Below are 18,051 nucleotides of genomic sequence, written 5' to 3'. Positions count from 1 at the left end.
GGTTGTTTTCGTGACTCTCAAACCGCGCTTGCGACAATTCCGCCGAGATAGGCGCGCTGTACGGCATCGTTGGACATCAGCTCGGTCCCCGTGCCGCTGCCGGTGATCTTGCCGTTCTCGATGAGATAGCCGCGATCGGCGATGGCGAGGCTTTCGCGCGCGTTCTGTTCGACCAGCAGCAGGCCGACGCCGCTCTCGCGCACCTTGCGCAGGCTTGCGAACAATTCGCGCACCAGGAGCGGCGACAGGCCGAGCGAGGGCTCGTCGAGCAGGAGAACGTCGGGATTGGACATCAGCGCGCGACCGATCGCGACCATCTGCTGCTCGCCGCCGCTCATGGTCCGCACCGTCTGTCCGAGCCGTTCACCGAGCCGCGGAAACAGCGACAACACCCGCTCCCGCCGCGCGGCCTCCCCGTCACGCGCGCGCTTCGGATTGGCGCCCAGCAACAGGTTTTCCGCGACCGTCAAATCGGCAAAGATGCCGCGACCTTCCGGCACCAGCGCCAGACCAGCCTCGACAATCTCGTGGGCCGGAAGAGCGGAGATATCGCGTCCCGAAAGCGTGACGCGCTTGCCGGGAAGGCAGGCCACGATCCCGGCGATGGCTTTCAGCAGAGAGGTTTTCCCCGCGCCATTGGCGCCGAGGATGACGACGATTTCGCCGCTGCCCACGTTCAGCGCGGCGTCCGTCAATGCGCGATGCTGGCCGTAGGCGACGCTGATATCCGCTACCTCAAGCATCGGCTACCGCTCCCAGATAGGCTTCGATGACGGCGGGATCTGATAACACCTTGTCCGGAGTGCCCTCGGCAATCTTCCGGCCGCTGTTCATGACCACGCAGCGATCGCAAAGCGAGCGGATCGCGTCCATGACGTGTTCGACCAGCAGGATCGACAGGCCTTCGTCCTTCAGCGAGCGGATCAGCGCAATGCCGATCAAGAGCTCAGAAGGATTGAGCCCAGCCAGCCACTCGTCGAGCAGAAGAAGCCGCGGCTTCAGCGCCAGCGCGCGCGCCAACTCGAGGCGCTTGCGGTCGATGTAAGTTAGCTCGGTCGCCATGCGTTGATCGGAGTCTTTCAATCCGACCCGCTCCAGCAACCGGGTGGCGGCAGCGTCCATTTCGCCGCGTGCGAGGCGTGCCGGATGAAAGGCAAGCCCTGCCCTGACATTCTCGGCGCAGTTCATGCCGTCGAGCACGCGGACCAATTGAAAGGTGCGCCCCAGGCCAAGGCGCGCAATGCGATGCGTCGCCATTCCCGCAATGTCGTGCCCGGCGAAGTGGATCGCGCCGGAATCCGGACGCAGCACGCCCGAGACGAGATTGAGCGCGGTGGTCTTGCCCGACCCGTTCGGACCCAGCAATCCAACGATCTCGCCGGCGCCGACCGTCATATCCAGCGCATTGACGGCGACAAGGCCGCCGAACGCCCGGACCAGACCCTTGATCTCCAGAACGGTGGCGGCTGTGGCCATCATGCCTTGGCCCCCTGCTCGATGCGCTGCGGCCGCCATTGCCGCCTGAAATTGTCCCACAGGCCAACGACGCCGGCGGGCAGCGCGTATACGATCAGCAGAAAGATGACGCCCATGATCAGCGTCGAGGCGGTCGGAAACCGCGCCGCCAGGAACTCGAACAGCAATGTCAGCGGAATGGCGCCGAGCGCCGGTCCCCAGAGCCGGTGCGCGCCGCCCAGCAGCGCCATGATCACGACTTCAAAGGAAATCGTGGCGTTGAACGCAATCGAGGGTTCGATATAGGTCCAGCGCGGCGCCATGATCGCGCCGACCAACGTCATGAAGACGGCGCTGATCGTGAACAGCGTCACCTTGGCGACGGTGACGTTGATCCCGCAATGTTTTGCGACGGTCTCGTCCTCGCCGATGATGCGCAGCGCAAAGCCGAGCCGCGAGCGCGCGATCAGCCAGCCGATCACGAACACCGCGACCGCAAGCACGAGAAGCTGCCAGTAGATATCCTTCTGGGTGATGTCGACGAACACGTAGCGGCCGAGCACGCGGGTCTTGTTGACCTCGTACCAGATCACGAGCTGGCGAATGAGTTCGGCCAACCCGAACGTGAAGATCACGAAATGCAGGCCGCTGAGCCGCAGCGTGGAAAGGCCGACGATGACGGCCATCAGTGCGCCGATCACGGTCGCGATCAGCAGCACCAGCGGCCAGGAAAGCAGTTCGCCGAGCACGGCGACGGTATAGGCGCCGACCCCGAAAAACGCCGTCGTCGCCAGCGAGACATAACGCGTCGGTCCGGAGAACAGCCCCCATGCGGTCGCGAGCACCGTGAATTGCAAAAGCCCGATCGCGAGTGCGAGGTAATAGGCATCGACGTACATCGGCAGCAGCGCCAGCACGGTAAGGCCGGCGCAGCTTGCGAGCGCGGCGGCAAGGCGCATTGCGCTCATCGCTGCGCCCTCCCGAACAGCCCCGCCGGCTTGACCAGCAGGACGCCGAGGAACAGCGCGAAATTCACCGCCAGCGTCAGGCCCGGATCGACGAAGGTCGCGACCAAGGATTCACTCAGACCCAGCGCCAAACCTGCGACGAGACAGCCGAGCAGATTGCCGACGCCGCCCATGACAACCACGATCAGCGCCTTCATGGTGAAGATCACGCCCGACGAAGCGCTGAATGTCAGAAACATGCTGATCAGGACGCCGGCCGCCGCTACCAGCGCGCCGCCAAGCGCGAATGCGAATGCGGACGTCCTGACCACATCGATCGCCACCAGCTGCGCGGCCATCGGATCGACCGCAACGGCGCGGATCGAGGTCCCGAGCCGGGTGCGGGTCAGGGCCAGATACAGCGCGAGCCCGACCGCGACCGCCAGGCCGAACGCGATCAGCCGGTTCAGTGCGAGGATTTCACCGAACAGGCTGACCGGGATCGCCAGGAAGGAGTAGCTGAAGTAGGCACCGCCGAACATCGACAGCATGATGCCCTGGACGATGAACATCATGCCGAAGGTCGCCAGAATGCTGTCGACTTCGAGCGCGCCCCGCGTCCGCGCCCGGCGCACCAGCGGCGTGAGCAGGACGCGGTACAGCAACAGGCTCACGCCGAAACCGGCGGGAATGACGAGCGCCAGTCCAAGCAACGGGTTCAATGCCCATCCCGTGAACAGCCAATAGGACGCAAAGGCCGCCGCGACGAGAAACTCGCCGTAGGACAGGTTCATGATCCGCGCCACGCCATATTGGAGCGTCAGCCCCATGGCGATCAGCGCGTACATGCCCCCGAGCATCAGGCCGGTGAAGATGGCGTTCGTCATTTACTCAGTGCCGTCTGGACCAATCGCCGATCACGGCGCCTTCCATGCCGGCTTCGGGACAACAGGCGTACGCGCGCCTTCGTTGGTGGCCGGGCCGACGCCGTAAAATTCGCCGTCCTGCCACTGCCCGACCCACCAATATTTGGTCGGCAGGTTGTTCTCGAACTTGACCTTGCCGATGATGGTATCGAAGGTCCCGGTCTGCAGGTCCTTGATGACGGCCTCACGGTCGATCTTGCCGACGCGCTCGATCGCCTGCTGCAGCATTTGCAGGCTGGCGTAGGTCACCGCACTGGCCCAGCGATCCGGCTCCGCGCCGTTCGCCGATGCCGCCTTGTGACGCGCGAGGTAATCCTTGATCGGCGCACTGTCGCCGCTCCAGCCGCCGATCCCCATCACGCCCTGCGCATTGGCGCCGAACTTCTGCTTGAACAGCGGAAAAGCAGTACCGACGCCGGTGTAGAAGATTTTTGGATTGAAGCTTGCGATCCGCGCCTGTTCGGTGATCCCGAGCGTATCCGGCGGATAGCTGAAGGCGATGAAGACATCCGGATTGAGCGCCTTGACCTCGTTGACGATCGGGCTGAGGTCCTGGGTGCCGACCGGATAGGTCTTGTCATAGGCCAGCTTGAAATTGGCTTTTGCCAGTGCAGGACGCGCGGCGCCCGACAAGTCGATGCCAAAGCCGTCGGCGACGCTGACCATGGCGACGGTGTCGCCGATCTTGCCTTCGGTGCGCAGCTTGACCAAGAGATCCACCAGCGTGTTGGCGGCGCCGGCGCTGGTGCCGAGCAGCCAGAAGCTGTTGGGCCAGCGCTTGGCCAGTTCAGGCGCGCGGTCGGTCACTGCGGTCGATGCGAGATGCGGATAGCCGGCCTTGTTCAGGATCGGCCCGACCGCCAGATTGAGGCCGGTGCCCCAGGGCGGCAGGATGAAGTCGACCTTGTCCTGGGTGATCAGCCGCTCGAGCGACCTCGCCGCTTCTTCAGCGCTGGAGCGATCGTCATACTGGACAACCTCGATCGGCACCCGCTTGTCGCCGAGCTTCAGGCCGCCCGCGGCGTTCACTTCCTTCACCCACATTTCGTAGTTCGGCAGCGTCGTCACCGCGGCACCGCCAGCATTGGGACCGGTACGCGAAAGCGCGTAACCGATCTTGACCGAGCTTTGTGCCAGCGCCGGCCCATCGGCTGCGAAAAGGGCCGCCCCGGTGACGGCGAGTAATCCCGCTGCGAAGCGGGTGACTGATGACCCCATGTTCTCCTCCCAGAGACTTTTGCGTCCATCGCCTTGGAGCGGCGTTCGACCGGATGCAGCCTATGGGAGCGCTCGGGGCATAGAATTGGACGTATCCGGGGATTGATTGTATCCTTCCGTCAAAGAGCGCTTGGGACAAGCGGTAGATTGTCACGGTTGGGGGATGCCATGCAGTTGGGTTCGGGGCTGGAAGCCTTTGCGGAGAAGCCGATTCCGGCCCTCCATGCGGAGCGGTTTTCCGCCAGCCTTGCGCCGGCCCAATGGGTCATTCGTCAGCGCGGACTTCGCCGTTCCCACCTCATGGTGATCGAGGCGCGGCGCGGCGCCGTCGCGCTACGCGGCACCCATGTCGCATTTGAGGCGCCGGCGCTGCTGTGGCTGCCGGCCGATCTCGAGGGCGACCTGCAGGTCGAAGCCGGCGCGCAAGGCTATCTGATCGCGATCTCCGAAGACTTTCTCACCAAAACCGTTGCTGGCAGCGCCGAGGCACTTCACCTCCGCCGCACCATCGACCGGCTTGTGCTCTTGAAGGCGGGACAGGTCGGCGAAGCCTTCAACGCCGTGATCCATGGCTGCGATGCGCTGGTGCGCGAACTGCATTCTCCCGGGCGCGGCACCGCGACGATGATGTCATCGCATGTGCTGCTGCTCTGCCTGCATCTGTGGCGCTCCGTCATCTCAGGCGAAGCGCCCGACGAAGCCGCGCACCGGGGTGACGGCACCAGGCTGGTCGGAAATTTTCTTCAGATGGTAGAATTGCATTACCGCGATGGCTGGCAGGTCGCGCGTTATGCCGCCGCGCTGGGCGTTACCGAAGACAAGCTGCACGCCCACTGCAAACGCGAAAAAGGCGTCAGCCCTCGCGCCGTCGTGCATCTGCGACTGATCGAGGAGGCCTGCACGCGCCTGCAGCAACTCGATCTTCCGGTCGAGCAGATCGGTTACGGTCTTGGATTTCGTGATCCCGGATATTTCAGCCGGTTCTTTCGCAAGCACCAGGGTGTTTCGCCGGGCGTCTACCGACGTCGTTCTCGACTGGAGCAGATACGGCGCGGCGCGTCCTACGCGGCCTGGCCGTAACATAGCGTTTTCGAGCGAAGTGGATTCCGGTTCGCGTTAAGAAAACGCGTCAAAAAAAGAACGCTTCAAATTAGAACGGATGAACCGAGAGCGAGCTGAACACGATGGCGGCGATGAGCGCGAACGAGCCGTAGAGCGCGACGGTATGGAATCCGGTTCCGGTCCGCCGGGACAGGGAACGTGCATAGAGGTGCAGGCGGGCTTCCGCCGATAGTTCGCGCATCGTCGATCTCCAACGCAGCATGGGCTGCATATGGAATATCGTTCGCGCCAACTTGCAAGCGGGCCCTAAAAATAGTGATGCGGACCCTCCTCCGGACTCACTTTCCAGTGAAAAATTCTCTCGACCCAATTCGGGCGAGAATTTTATTCGGGCCGATTTGAGCGAATTGGAACCCGCCGGGTTACGATTGTAGTCCCGTTAGTAAACGTCCTGCTGGAACCGGCCCTTTTTCTTGAGTTCCGCGACGAACAGGACGGCCTCGTCGGTGGACCGGGCGCCGAATTGGGCGACGATATCGACCAGCGCGCGCTCGACGTCCTTGGCCATCCGCTTGGCGTCGCCGCAGATGTAGACGTTGGCGCCCTCGGCGAGCCACGTCCACACCTCGCGGCCGACTTCGCGCATGCGGTCCTGCACGTAGAACTTCTTGTCGCCGTCGCGCGACCACGCCAGCGACAGCCGCGTCAAGAGCCCCGACGTCTTCATCGCGTTGAGTTCGTCCTGGTAGAAGAAGTCGCAGTCGCTGCGCTGATGGCCGAAGAACAGCCAGTTCTTGCCGGGCGCGCCAGTGGCGCGGCGATCATGCAGGAAGGCGCGGAACGGCGCGATGCCGGTGCCCGGCCCGATCATGATGATCGGAATTTTCGGATCCTCCGGCAGCGCAAAGCCGTGGGCCTTCTGCACATAGACCTTGACCTCGTCGCCGGGCTGGATGCGTTCGGCGAGGAAGGTGGAGGCAAGGCCGAGCCGCTTGCGCTTGTTGATGACGTAGCGAACGCAGTCGACCGTCAGCGACAGTTTGCCGGGCGTCGCATTGTGCGAGGAAGAGATCGAATAGAGCCGCGGCTGCAACGCTTCCAGCGCTTCGACGAAGGCTTCGGGATGCGGCCGCACATTGGGAAATTTCTGCAGTACCGCCATCACGTCGAGCGTCGTGGCATCGCCGTCGGGATCCTCGCCCTGCGCCAGCGCCCTCGCCTTCTCGCGCTGCGCGCCGCCGGTGAGGTAGGAGATCAGTTCGAACAGCGAATCCGGCGCCGGCGCCAGCGAGACATCGTCGAGCAACACTTCACGCAAGGTCTTGCCGCGGACTTTGGTGGTGTGCGAGGCGCCGAGCAAGGCAATGATCTGATCGACATTGCCGAGATCGTTGCGGGCGAAGATGCCGAAGGAATCGCCGACGACATAATCGAGCCCGCAGCCCGACAGGTCGAAGTCGATGTGCCAGGTTTCCTTTTCCGATTGGCCCTTGTTGAGCAGATAGCGCCCGAGGAATTTTGCCGGCGCCGGGTTGTCGCGCGAGCGGCCCGGCTCTGCGACGACCGCCGGCGCCGCGGCGGCGGGTGCGGCAGCAGCCGATGGCGACGCGGCCGGCGCCTTGTCCAGTTCTTCATACAGCGATTTCAGCATCCGGGCGGTTTCCTTGCCGCCGGGGACGCAGAGATTGAGCCGCGCCTCGGTCTTGCCGGCGATCGCGTCCGAATAGTCGTTGCAATTGTAGCCGCACTGGCCGCAGTCCTGCTGCGCCATCGCCGCCATCATCTTCCGCCGCACTGGCCGGCCTTCCGCGAGCTTCATGCGGTCGGCAATCGGCATGGTCTGGTCGTGCCACGGCGCGCCGTCATCGATTTCGCCGCCTTCCATGACGGCGGCGCCCTGCTCGGCCGACAACGGCGTCGGCGCGTCGGACAAGAGACCGGCAAAGAACCCGTTCAGCCACGAGCGCTGCGCTTCGGAGAACGGCGCGCTGGAGGGAATGATCTCGATCTTGGGTGGCGGCGTGATCTGGTTCATGAGGACACCTTCACGAGGACACTTGGGCGTCGGCCAGCTTGCGCAACGTCTCGGCGTCATGGCGGCGCGCAAACGTCAGGAAGGTTTCATCAGGCGAAGCGCGATGCGCCAGATAGGCCTTCAACAGCCGCTCGACATAGACAGGCACGTCCTCCGCCGTGACGTCGTGAAACACTTCCTGCCCGACATCGGCGTCCGGACCGAAGCCGCCGCCCGTAAAGACATGAAAGCCATCGACCGTGTCGTCGGTATCGCCGACCGGGACACGCGCGCCGATCATACCGATGTCGCTGATGTAATGCTGCGCGCAGGAATGGTGGCAGCCGGTGAGGTGGATGTTGATCGGCGTCTCGATCGGCACCTTCGGATCGCACCAATCCGCGATCCTGGCGGCCGTGCGCTTGGTGTCGGCAAGGCCGAATTTGCAGCCCGCGCGGCCGGTGCAGGCAATCAGGCCGGCGCGGAGTTCAGAGGTCCCGATCGCCAGCCCGATGGCTTCGATCGCGGCCGTAGCCAGCGCGACCTTGTCGTCGGGCACACCAGGAATCAGCAGGTTCTGCCAGACCGTAAGGCGGATATCGCCATCGCCGAGATCCTGCGCGATCCTGGCGAGGCCGCGCATCTGCTCGCAGGTCACTTTGCCGAGCGGCAGTGCGACGCCGATCCAGTTCAGGCCTTCCTGCTTCTGCTTGTGCACGCCGATATGGGCCGTGCGCTCGAAATTGGGCCGTGGCGCCAGCGCCTCCGCCGGCACGCGCGTAAACGCGTCGCCGAGTTTCTCCTCGACCAGCACAAGGAATTTTTCCATCCCCATGCCGTCGATGACATATTTCAAACGCGCCTTGAGCCGGTTGGTGCGGTCCCCGAGATCGATGAAAACACGGACAATGGCATCCGACACCCTGGTCGCATCGGCCGGCTTGACGATGATTCCCGTATCGGCGGCAAAATCCCGGTGGCCCGTGATGCCGCCGATGCCGAGCTTGAACCAGACGCCGGGCTCGACGCCAAAACCGTCTTTCACCTCGACGGCGGAAAACGCGATGTCGTTGGTGTCTTCGAGCACCGCGATCTTGCCGGCGCCGTCGAAGGCGACGTTGAACTTGCGCGGCAGCCCCGTCAGCGAGCGGTCGTTCAGGACGTGATAGTGCCACTCGCGGGCGTATTCGCGGGTGTCCAGAATTTCCTGCGGATCGATCCCCGCCGTCGGCGTCCCCGTGACGTTACGGATGTTGTCGGCGCCGGAGCCGCGCGAACACAGGCCGAGGTCCTGAATGCCTTCGATGAGTGCCACGGCGTTCTTCGGCGGGATTTCGCGCACCTGCAAATTCGCCCGCGTGGTGACGTGGCAGAACGGGCCGCACAGCTGTTCGGCGAGGTCCGCCATGCCGGCGAACTGCCAATGCTTCATGATGCCGTTCGGGATCCGCAGCCGGCACATGTAGGAGTCCTGCGCCGGTCCTACATAGAACAGGCCGTAATAGCGCCAGCGGAAATTGTCCGCCGGCGACGGCCGCGCATCGACCAGCGCATGTTGCTTTAGGCGCGGATAGGCATCGAACGGATGCTCCTCGCGCTTCCACTTTTCCTGCTCGACGAGTTTCTTGCCGGAGGCGGTAACCCTGTCCTGCGCCTTGACGTGCGCGGCGTCAGGCCCGCTCGGCTCGGCATTCGCCTTACTGCCCGAACCGCCGCCGAGCCCGCGCCCGACCCTGCTGATCTGCAGGCCGGTGGTGAAGCCTTCGAGGTAGCGCTTCTGCTCGTCGGTAAAGTCGACTGTGAGCGTTTCCATTTTCATCTGACGTGACGAAGCTCCTGCGGCCACGATCGGTGGCGTCAACGAATGGGTTTGACCGTTTGGAACTCGGCGCAGCCGCGGTGCCGGGCTTTTGCTCCTGTTCGGTCCGACCAGCTTCGTTGCTGCGGAAATCCATCTTGGACTTGAGCCGACCGACATCCGCGTCGGTTTGGCTGCACTGCAACATACAAGTTGCGTGCCAAACCGATTTCGTAAAACTTATTTGAAATATCAAAGCGTTGGAAATAGGCTGGGGAAACTCTGAAGCTCGCTTCACAGCGACTTGGAAGGCAGTCAGCTCAATTATTAGGCAGTTGATATCAATGCCTAGTTTTGCCTCATCAAGGTCAGGCCGTCACGGCTTCCAGCGACCGATCTCGAACGCCGCCAGATGTCCGGCGATATCGTCGGGGGTGAAGGCAGGACCGGCAAAGGCGCCGACCGCGTCGGAACCGTTACCGAGCTTTGCTGGCTGTCCCATGGCGGCGTCATAGAGATCCGGCCTGAACACCCCCATTGCGGTCTTGAGCGCGTCCGGCCGCATTGCCGTCTGTCCCCAGCGCACCATCTGGGCGTAAAGCCAGGCAGCCTGTGCGGGATCGGGCCGCGCGGCGCCCTCGCGTCCGACCAGCAGATAGCGGCTGCTCTCGCGGATCTTGCCGTCGGGGGAAATCTTCAACCGGCCATCCAGCGTCCGCAGGATCACTTCGGCATCGACGCCGATATATTCCGGCTTCGCGAGGATATGCGCCGCCTCGCTGCGATTGTCCGGTTGCTCGATGAAATGCGCGGCGCGCGAGGCGGCCCGGATCAAGGCCGCCAGGACTTCCGGATTCTTGTCCGACCAGCTTTGCCTGACCGCAAGCACCTTTTCCGCGGCACGCACCAGGATGTCGGAGACGAAGTGCAGGATGTGACCGACGCCGAGATCGACGGCCACCGAATTCCAGGGCGCGCCGACGCAGAACGCATCGACATGCCCGTTGGCCAGGCTGTCCACCATGTAGGGCGGCGGCAGCACCACCAGATGAACGTCTTCGTCGGGATCGACCCCGCCCGCCGCCATCCAGAAGCGAAGCTGGTAGTTATGGGTCGAGAACGGAAACGTCATGCCGAACGTCAGCGGCTCCGCGCCGGCCTTGCGCCGCGCAGCCACCAGCCGAGAGAGCGCCTGCGCCGTCACCAGCGGATTGCGCGGGTCGCCGTCGATTTCGCCCATGATCGCCGCATGCAGGGCTGGCGATATCGTGATCGCATTGCCGTTGAGCCCGAGATTGAACGGCGCCACGATCGGCACCTTGACGTGGCCGAGGCCGAGACTCGAGGCGATCGCTACCGGCGCCAGCAGGTGCGCCGCGTCGAACCGGCCGATATTGAGCTTGTCGCGCACATTGGACCACGACACTTCGCGCGTCAGCGTGACATCGAGCCCCTCAGCGGCGGCAAAGCCCTTGTCGACGGCAATGATCAGCGCGGAAGCGTCAACCAGCGGGATGAAGCCGATATGCAGCGGTGTGGTCATTTCAGCAGCTCCGACGCGGTCAGGATCGACTGCGCGATCTCGCCGATTTTCTTCTTTTCGCGCATCGCGGTGGACCGCATCAGCACGTAGGCCTCGTCTTCCGTGAGCCCCTTCACTTTCATCAGGATTCCCTTGGCGCGGTCGATGACCTTGCGTTCCTCAAGCGCCGATTTGGTACGGTCGAGCTCGTCCTGCAGCTTGGAAAAGGCATTGAAGCGCGAGATGCAGAGGTCGAGGATCGGCTTGATCCGCTCCTTCTTCAGGCCGTCGACGATATAGGCGGAGACGCCGGCATCGACGGAGGCCTGGATCGAGGCTGCGTCGCTCTGGTCGACGAACATGGCGATCGGCCGCCGCACGGCGCGGCTGACCTGGAACATCGCCTCCAGCACGTCGCGGCTGGGGTTTTCCAGGTCGATCAGGATGACATCAGGGTCTTCGGAATAGATCCGCGCCAGCAGGCTCTGCATTTCGCTGATATGGACCACGCGGGTAAAGCCCGCCTCCCGCAGCCCCTCTTCGAGAATGGCCGCGCGGATCGGGCTTTCGTCGACAATGACGATTTTCGGTGACGACTCAGCGCTCATCGATCAACTCTTAACCCGGCGGGCCCATCCATAGCACGTCATGGTCCCGCGCAAAGCCTTGTAATTGTGGGCAATTGGGACTAGCTCGTGCTGATCAATCAGGCAGATAAGATATGCAACAGGCCGCCGCGCCCAAGATCAGCTTTGTTTCATTGGGATGCCCCAAGGCGCTGGTGGATTCCGAGCGCATTATCACGCGGCTGCGGGCCGAAGGCTATGAACTGGCGCGCAAGCATGACGGCGCCGACATCGTTATCGTTAACACCTGCGGGTTCCTGGACAGCGCCAAGCAGGAATCGCTCGGCGCCATCGGCGAAGCCATGGCCGAGAACGGCAAGGTCATCGTCACCGGTTGCATGGGCGCGGAACCCGAGCAGATCGAGGCCGCCTATCCGGGTGTGCTCTCGATCACGGGTCCGCAGCAATATGAGAGCGTACTGGACGCGGTGCACCGGGCGCTGCCGCCGGTCCATAATCCGCATCTCGACCTGGTGCCGCCGCAGGGCGTCAAGCTGACGCCGCGGCACTACGCCTACCTGAAGATTTCCGAAGGCTGCAACAATCGCTGTAGTTTCTGCATCATCCCGAAGCTGCGCGGCGACCTGGTGTCGCGCCCGGCGGGTGACGTGCTGCGTGAGGCAGAAAAACTGGTCGCCGCCGGCGTCAAGGAACTGCTTGTGATCTCGCAGGACACGTCAGCCTACGGCATCGACATCAAATATGCCGAGAGCCCGTGGCAGGACCGCCAGGTCCGCGCCAAGTTCTTCGACCTCGCAAAAGAACTCGGCGAACTCGGTGCCTGGGTACGGCTGCAATATGTCTACCCCTACCCGCATGTCGACGAAGTCATCGGCCTGATGACCGAGGGCAAGGTGTTGCCCTATCTCGACATTCCCTTTCAGCACGCGAGCCCGGAAGTGCTCAAGGCGATGAAGCGCCCGGCGGCGCAGGAAAAGACGCTGGCGCGGATCAAGAAGTGGCGCGAGCAATGTCCCGAGCTGACCCTGCGCTCGACCTTCATCGTCGGCTTCCCCGGCGAAACCGATTCCGATTTTGCTTATTTGCTCGATTGGCTCGAGGAAGCCGAGATCGATCGCCTCGGCTGTTTCAAATATGAACCGGTCGCCGGCGCGAGCTCGAATGCGATCGGCAATCCCGTGCCCGACGAGATCAAGCAGGAGCGCTGGAACGCGCTGATGGCGCGGCAGCAGAAAATCTCGGCACGGCGGCTGAAGCGCAAGGTCGGCACGCGGCAGCAGATCATCATCGACGAAGTCGGTCCGACCGTCTCGAAAGGCCGCTCCAAGGCCGACGCGCCCCAGATCGACGGCGCGGTCTACGTCTCCAGCCGCCGGCCGCTACGAGTCGGCGAAATCGTCACCGCCAAGATCGAGCGTGCGGACCAATACGACCTGCACGGCAGCGTCGCGGGGTTTTGAGCGCCTTGCTAGTCCAGACTTAGCCGACACACCTTCTCGGCGTCGAAGTGGTAGAGGGAGTTGCCGCGCCCTAGTAATTGCCCGCCGGATCGACCTGACCCGTCCGGCATCAATAGACGTACCCGCTTGGTCTCGCCCAACCCTCCTGACGCCAGCCTTCCGACATACGCAGCATCGGCCGGATCATTGTACTGGCCGGAAAAGAGAACCTCCGTTTCGGAGATTGCGAATGCGTTGCAGCCCGCCAGTTTTGGCTTCCAATAGGTCAGCTCAAAGTTACCGCTGATCCGGCAAAGCGGAAAATCCGTGTAGAAAAAGATCGCAGCATCGGTGCCGGAAACGTTGAGCGCGTAACAATCTGAAATTGCGTAGATCGGGTTCCCCGGAAATTCCCAGATTTTCTCACCTGAAGCTGAGAAGCAAGCGAGCCCAGAGCAACCGACGGGAGGGGGTCCGTCCCGGCCTCCCCAACCGAAATTGCCGAACACACCCTCATCGAAATAACCGACCCAGATGCGGCCAAGACTGTCGATTTGCATCGAGCTTATTCCGTCTCCCAACAGTATTCGCGTTGCCGCGCCCGTCTCGGGTAGGATGATGGCACCGTTGAGGTCGAAATCATCGTTGCTTCGCCACGCGCACCTCGGCCCCGCAACAAGGATTCGTCCATCAGGGAAAACGTCAACCTGGGGAAAGGTCAAATCGAGTTCAGGAAGCTCGATCGTGTGCGACGCCATCGACGTCATCCTCACCAGACAAAGCCCCGTCGCTATCTCCGTGCGGGTTCGCGGAAACACGCCGATGCCTCGCTTGTAGGTCGCGGCGAGAGACTCGGCGGTCGCCGTCTCCGCAAACAGGAATAGCAGTGAGCCGTCATTCGCGACAGCGCTCCTGACGAGCGAAAAACCTGGCACGGTCGGGATCGCGCAGAGCTCTCGGAATTGGATCGATACTGCCAAGTACTTGTTCCCGGTACTATTGCCTTAGAATACCGGATCGGCGGTCGCGGGCAATTGCGATGCGTCGCGTCGCAGGCTTGTCTTTGGCATCTCTGGCCACCCCACTGCAAAGACCCTCCGCCATGCACGGCAGCGTCGCGGGATTCCAGGACGGCGCGTTCAGGAAGTCGACAGCCAGGCCGGCACCCATCGTTCCGGTCGGGGTGCGCGAACAAGGTCGGTGCGCGCCTCGGCAATTGCGACGGGAACGTCATTGATCGCCGGACGCGTCTCATAGTCGAAGCGCGGCAGGATGCGGCCATCGGCCCCCATCGAAAACGACATAGAATACCAGAGGCCGAGATCGGGTTGTGCGCGCCACATGTCGTCGCGCAGACCGCGCAGCAATGGTTCAATCGCGACGACTTCTTCGATCGGCTGGCGGCCCCGATCTAGCACGCGCACCTGATACTGCTGGCCCGCGATCGCGACCTCGAACATCGTGCGATCCCATGGCGTCTTGCCAGGTGGCCGGTGCGCAACCAACTGCTCCGCGAGCCCAGTCATCGCCGGATGCTTTTCCCAAAACGCCTCGCGATCCCTGCACCATTTCTCCATCCATTGGCCGAAGTCCGGCAGTCCGGTCGGCGGCTCCGTCAAACTCCTGAGGTCCCTCACGCGGAAACGTTTGGCCAACCAATCGGCGAGTTCGTCCGTCTCATCCTCGGCATCTTCATGCGGGGTGAAGTCGGTCCACATCACGTCTTCCTCAAATCGCTGGATTGCGATCTTGGCCAGCAAACCCTCGAGCGAAGCCGCGATGATTTCGTAGTGGCCTTCGGAGCCCAGCACCACGATCGGCGCATTGGCGACGCTGGTGCCGGCCCCGTACCAGGCGCCGACGACAGAGCCTTCCGGCAACCGCGCAAACAGCGCGAACTGGTCGCGCAGCGGGCTGCCGTCGACGATCGGCGCATTGTCGGAAAAGTCTCCGACAAGCTCGTAGCAGCCGGCATTGCCCCAATCGCGCCCCTTGAGCCAGCCAGCAAAATCAATCAGCAACGGCGGCGCCTCGGTGCCCGGCGGAAATGCCCTGCGGATGCTGTCGATATCGATGGGATAGGAATAGTCGTCGGACACTGGGATGACCTTGTGCGGTTGGTGGGCCCGCCTTGGTCGGCTCCATTATCGAGCCGGTTCAATTGCGAAGCCTGGAATGTGAACCAAGCCGGACCTTCCGGTCACAAAGGGAGACAATTTTCAGATTGGCAACGCGGGTCAGCGCGAGATCGATGATGGCGAGTTTCAAGAGGACTGAGATTGGTTTCCGTGCCGCCAAGGCCATGCTGTGTCTGGTGACCCTGTTCACCGCAATGCCGGCTTTCGCGAAGGCACCGTCTCCCCTGGCGATGGCCCGAAGCTCATGCTTTAGCGGTGGCAAGGCCACCCCTGACCAGATCATCGCGGGCTGCACCGGCGTGATCGCGGCGAAAGGTACGAAGCCAAAAGACCTCGTCGGCGCCTACCTCAATCGTGGCGCCAACTACCTCACCAAGAACGACAGCGACCGCGCCATTGCCGATTTCAGCGAACTGATCCGGCGCAATCCGAAGCTTGCCGGCGCCTACACCAACCGTGGCGAAGCCTGGCGTCGCAAGGGCGAGGTTAACAGGGCCATCGCCGACCTGGACCGCGCGATCGCGCTCGATCCGAAGGGATCGTTCGCCTGGTTCAACCGTGGAATCACCTACAGCGACAAGGGTGAACCAGAAAAGGCGATCGCCGATTATAATCAGGCGATCCGGCTCAATTCGATCGATCCCTGGTACTACAACAACCGCGGCAACTCCTATGGTGACATCAACGAGTTCAGCCGTGCGATGTCCGACTATGATCACGCGATCAAGCTCGACCCGAAATTCGCACTCGCCTATTTCAACCGCGGCACCGCCTATTGGAATCACGGCGACGAAGCCCGCGCGCTCGCCGACCTGAACACATCAATCCGGCTCGATCCGAACTACGCCGCCGCCTATGGCAACCGGGCGCGCCTGTTCAGGGGCAAAGGCGATATAGAACGCGCGCTGGCCGACCTGCACCAATCGCTGCGGCTGGCGCCTGACGAATATCGCGATGCCTATGCGCGCGGCCTTCTTCACTTTGACCGTCACGACTTTTCACGGGCGCTGTCCGACTTTGACCAGGCGATCCGGTTCAATCCGAAATACGCCGCCGCGCTCAACGCCCGGTGCCTGACACGGGCCATTCTCGGCCGTCCGCAGGAAGGGCTTGCAGACTGCAGCGAGTCGCTGAGGCACAGGCCGGACGATGCCCAGACGCTCGACAGCCGCGCCTTCTGCTATCTCAAGCTCGGCCAATTCGACGCGGCGATCGACGGTTTCACGGTTGCCCTTGGCGTCGATCCGAAATTGGCGAACTCGCTGTATGGCCGCGGCATAGCCAAGCGGAAAAAGGGCGATGAAAGCGGCGCGGAGAGCGACATAGCCGCCGCCAGGGCGATCAAAGCCGACATATCAGAGGAATTCCGCCACTATGAGATCGAGTGATGACCAGCTCCCCGCTTGACAGGGCCGGCCATTCGGCTGTATGGGCCTGCGCCATGACATTGAACCGGACCAACCGCCGCGCAGCTTTCCGTCGTCGCTCCAGCGACGATGATGGGCTGCGCCATGTCCGACGACACCGCTGATCAACTAGTTCAGCAACGTTTTCGAGAAGGCCGCACCCGAAAAGTGCGGCCTTCTTGCGTTTCGGCCAGCCCTTCACCCAAACCCAACGAGGAGTTCGACATGACCAGCGCTACCCAACCGTTCGACGCATTGATGAACATCACCGCGCGGCCCCCCACCGTCTTCGTCAAGGGCGAAGGCGCCTATCTGTGGGACGACAGCGGCAAGCGCTATCTCGATTTCATGCAGGGCTGGGCGGTCAATTGCCTCGGCCATTCGCCTGCCATCGTCGCCGACGCGATTGCCGCGCAGGCAAAACTGCTGTTGACGCCAAGCCCGGCGTTCTTCAACGAGCCCAGCCTCAAGCTCGCCAATGCACTGGTCGCCAACAGCTGCTTCGACCAGGTGTTCTTTGCGAATTCGGGGGCGGAAGCCAACGAGGGCGCCATCAAGCTCGCGCGCAAATTTGGTACGCTGTACAAGGGCGGCGCGCATGAGATCATCACCTTTGTTGGCGGCTTCCACGGCCGCACGCTCGCCACCATGTCGGCGTCGGGCAAGAAGGCGTTCGAGCCGCTGTTCGAGCCCAAGGTCACCGGATTTCCAAAGGCGCAGCTCAACGATCTCGATTCCGTCAAGCGGCTGATCTCGAGCAAGACCGTTGCGGTCATGCTGGAGCCGATGCAGGGCGAAGCCGGGGTTTGGCCGGCGACCGATCAATTCCTCAGGGAGTTGCGGGCGCTGACCCAGGAGCGCGGGCTGCTGCTGATCCTCGACGAGATCCAGACCGGCATGGGCCGGTCGGGAAAACTGTTCCACTACGAGCATGCCGGGATCGAGCCCGACATCATGACGCTCGGCAAAGGTATCGGCGGCGGCGTGCCGCTGGCGGCATTGCTGGCGACCGAATATGCGTCCTGTTTCGAGCACGGCGACCAGGGCGGCACCTTCAACGGCAATCCACTGATGTGCGCCGCGGGCCTTGCGGTGCTCGAACACGTCGCAACACCCGACTTCCTGAAGCAAGCCGTTGACGCCGGTCTGTTCCTGGAAAGCGAATTGCAGAAACTGTCGGCGCGCCACGGTCTCGGCAACGTGCGCGGCCGGGGGCTATTGCTGGCGCTCGATCTCAAACTGCCGATCGGCGCCTCGATCGTCGCGCAGGCATTTGCGGAAGGCGTGCTGTTGAACTCGCCGCAGCCGGACGCGCTGCGGTTCATGCCGGCGCTCAACGTCACGCGCGAGGAGATCTCGATGATGATCGATTGCCTGGATTCGGTGCTGACCCAGATGGGAGCGGCGCGGATGGTGGCGTAGATCTAAGTCGTCGTCCCGGCCTTGAGCCGGGATCTACCGTGTTAGCTGTCAAGAGGCGTTAGCGCCTTTCCAAGGCTGTCCGGACCTGATTACGGCATTGGCGAAGACGACAAGGCG

The 18,051-nt window shown here is 62.9% G+C and carries 16 protein-coding genes; 4 read left to right on the top strand and 12 right to left on the bottom strand.

The window, feature by feature from the left end:
• Positions 1-17 precede the first annotated feature (17 nt).
• Genes JQ597_RS12455 through JQ597_RS12435 form a run of 5 tightly spaced genes read right to left on the bottom strand, consistent with a single transcriptional unit; the run spans position 18 to position 4,546 of the window.
• Positions 18-743, bottom strand: coding sequence for an ABC transporter ATP-binding protein (locus tag JQ597_RS12455; RefSeq protein ID WP_212264467.1), 726 nt, complete (start codon positions 741-743; stop codon positions 18-20).
• The gene (locus tag JQ597_RS12450; RefSeq protein ID WP_249133092.1) at positions 736-1,479 is read right to left on the bottom strand and encodes an ABC transporter ATP-binding protein; all 744 of its coding nucleotides are present in this window, start codon (positions 1,477-1,479) and stop codon (positions 736-738) included. The genes JQ597_RS12455 and JQ597_RS12450 overlap by 8 nt, the downstream gene beginning before the upstream one ends.
• Entirely contained in the window at positions 1,476-2,423 is a 948-nt protein-coding gene (locus JQ597_RS12445; protein WP_249133093.1) for a branched-chain amino acid ABC transporter permease, read from the bottom strand. Before JQ597_RS12445 ends, JQ597_RS12450 begins: the two co-directional genes overlap by 4 nt.
• Positions 2,420-3,289, bottom strand: a complete 870-nt coding sequence (locus JQ597_RS12440) for a branched-chain amino acid ABC transporter permease (RefSeq protein WP_249133094.1) — start codon at positions 3,287-3,289, stop codon at positions 2,420-2,422. The genes JQ597_RS12445 and JQ597_RS12440 overlap by 4 nt, the downstream gene beginning before the upstream one ends.
• Before the next feature lie 30 nt (positions 3,290-3,319).
• Positions 3,320-4,546 (bottom strand): amino acid ABC transporter substrate-binding protein, encoded by a 1,227-nt coding sequence (locus JQ597_RS12435; RefSeq protein WP_212264465.1) that lies wholly within the window; start codon positions 4,544-4,546, stop codon positions 3,320-3,322.
• A 168-nt stretch (positions 4,547-4,714) separates the two neighbouring features.
• On the opposite strand from JQ597_RS12435, the gene JQ597_RS12430 reads away from it, so the two are divergent.
• Entirely contained in the window at positions 4,715-5,626 is a 912-nt protein-coding gene (locus JQ597_RS12430) for a helix-turn-helix domain-containing protein (RefSeq protein ID WP_212264464.1), read from the top strand.
• Between the two features lie 70 nt (positions 5,627-5,696).
• Here JQ597_RS12430 and JQ597_RS12425 read toward each other — a convergent pair whose 3' ends face one another.
• The 5 genes from JQ597_RS12425 to JQ597_RS12405 all read right to left on the bottom strand — a co-directional run bounded on the left by JQ597_RS12425 (position 5,697) and on the right by JQ597_RS12405 (position 11,550).
• Complete coding sequence (locus tag JQ597_RS12425) at positions 5,697-5,849, bottom strand: hypothetical protein (RefSeq protein WP_212264462.1); 153 nt, start codon at positions 5,847-5,849, stop codon at positions 5,697-5,699.
• A gap of 198 nt (positions 5,850-6,047) precedes the next feature.
• A complete protein-coding gene (locus JQ597_RS12420; protein ID WP_212264460.1) occupies positions 6,048-7,643 on the bottom strand; it encodes a sulfite reductase subunit alpha in 1,596 nt (531 codons plus the stop codon).
• A 10-nt stretch (positions 7,644-7,653) separates the two neighbouring features.
• Positions 7,654-9,441, bottom strand: a complete 1,788-nt coding sequence (locus tag JQ597_RS12415; RefSeq protein WP_212264458.1) for a NirA family protein — start codon at positions 9,439-9,441, stop codon at positions 7,654-7,656.
• 355 nt (positions 9,442-9,796) lie between these two features.
• Positions 9,797-10,963: a CmpA/NrtA family ABC transporter substrate-binding protein gene (locus JQ597_RS12410; protein WP_212264456.1), complete on the bottom strand. Its 1,167-nt coding sequence runs from the start codon at positions 10,961-10,963 to the stop codon at positions 9,797-9,799.
• Positions 10,960-11,550, bottom strand: coding sequence for an ANTAR domain-containing response regulator (locus tag JQ597_RS12405; RefSeq protein WP_209837170.1), 591 nt, complete (start codon positions 11,548-11,550; stop codon positions 10,960-10,962). Before JQ597_RS12405 ends, JQ597_RS12410 begins: the two co-directional genes overlap by 4 nt.
• Positions 11,551-11,663: 113 nt before the next feature.
• Between JQ597_RS12405 and rimO the strand changes: the two genes are divergently transcribed.
• Positions 11,664-12,989, top strand: coding sequence for a 30S ribosomal protein S12 methylthiotransferase RimO (gene rimO / locus JQ597_RS12400; protein ID WP_212264448.1), 1,326 nt, complete (start codon positions 11,664-11,666; stop codon positions 12,987-12,989).
• Positions 12,990-12,997: 8 nt separating this feature from the next.
• On the opposite strand, the gene JQ597_RS12395 is transcribed toward rimO, so the two are convergent.
• Together JQ597_RS12395 and JQ597_RS12390 are read right to left on the bottom strand one after the other, a co-directional pair.
• The gene (locus JQ597_RS12395; protein WP_249147771.1) at positions 12,998-13,948 is read right to left on the bottom strand and encodes a hypothetical protein; all 951 of its coding nucleotides are present in this window, start codon (positions 13,946-13,948) and stop codon (positions 12,998-13,000) included.
• A 159-nt stretch (positions 13,949-14,107) separates the two neighbouring features.
• Positions 14,108-15,067 carry a hypothetical protein gene (locus tag JQ597_RS12390; protein ID WP_212264447.1) on the bottom strand — a complete coding sequence of 320 codons (960 nt, stop codon included), beginning with the start codon at positions 15,065-15,067 and terminating at the stop codon, positions 14,108-14,110.
• Positions 15,068-15,222: 155 nt separating this feature from the next.
• Between JQ597_RS12390 and JQ597_RS12385 the strand changes: the two genes are divergently transcribed.
• Both JQ597_RS12385 and JQ597_RS12380 read left to right on the top strand, forming a co-directional pair.
• A complete protein-coding gene (locus JQ597_RS12385; RefSeq protein ID WP_249147769.1) occupies positions 15,223-16,494 on the top strand; it encodes a tetratricopeptide repeat protein in 1,272 nt (423 codons plus the stop codon).
• Positions 16,495-16,737: 243 nt separating this feature from the next.
• Positions 16,738-17,934 carry an acetylornithine transaminase gene (locus JQ597_RS12380; RefSeq protein WP_212264446.1) on the top strand — a complete coding sequence of 399 codons (1,197 nt, stop codon included), beginning with the start codon at positions 16,738-16,740 and terminating at the stop codon, positions 17,932-17,934.
• Positions 17,935-18,051 lie beyond the last annotated feature (117 nt).

Origin of the sequence: Bradyrhizobium sp. AUGA SZCCT0177 (assembly GCF_018130125.1) — a bacterium.
In the GTDB taxonomy this organism is placed as follows: domain Bacteria; phylum Pseudomonadota; class Alphaproteobacteria; order Rhizobiales; family Xanthobacteraceae; genus Bradyrhizobium.
The sequence above is the reverse complement of the archived record's forward strand: the minus strand, read 5'-3'. Positions and strand labels throughout refer to the sequence as shown.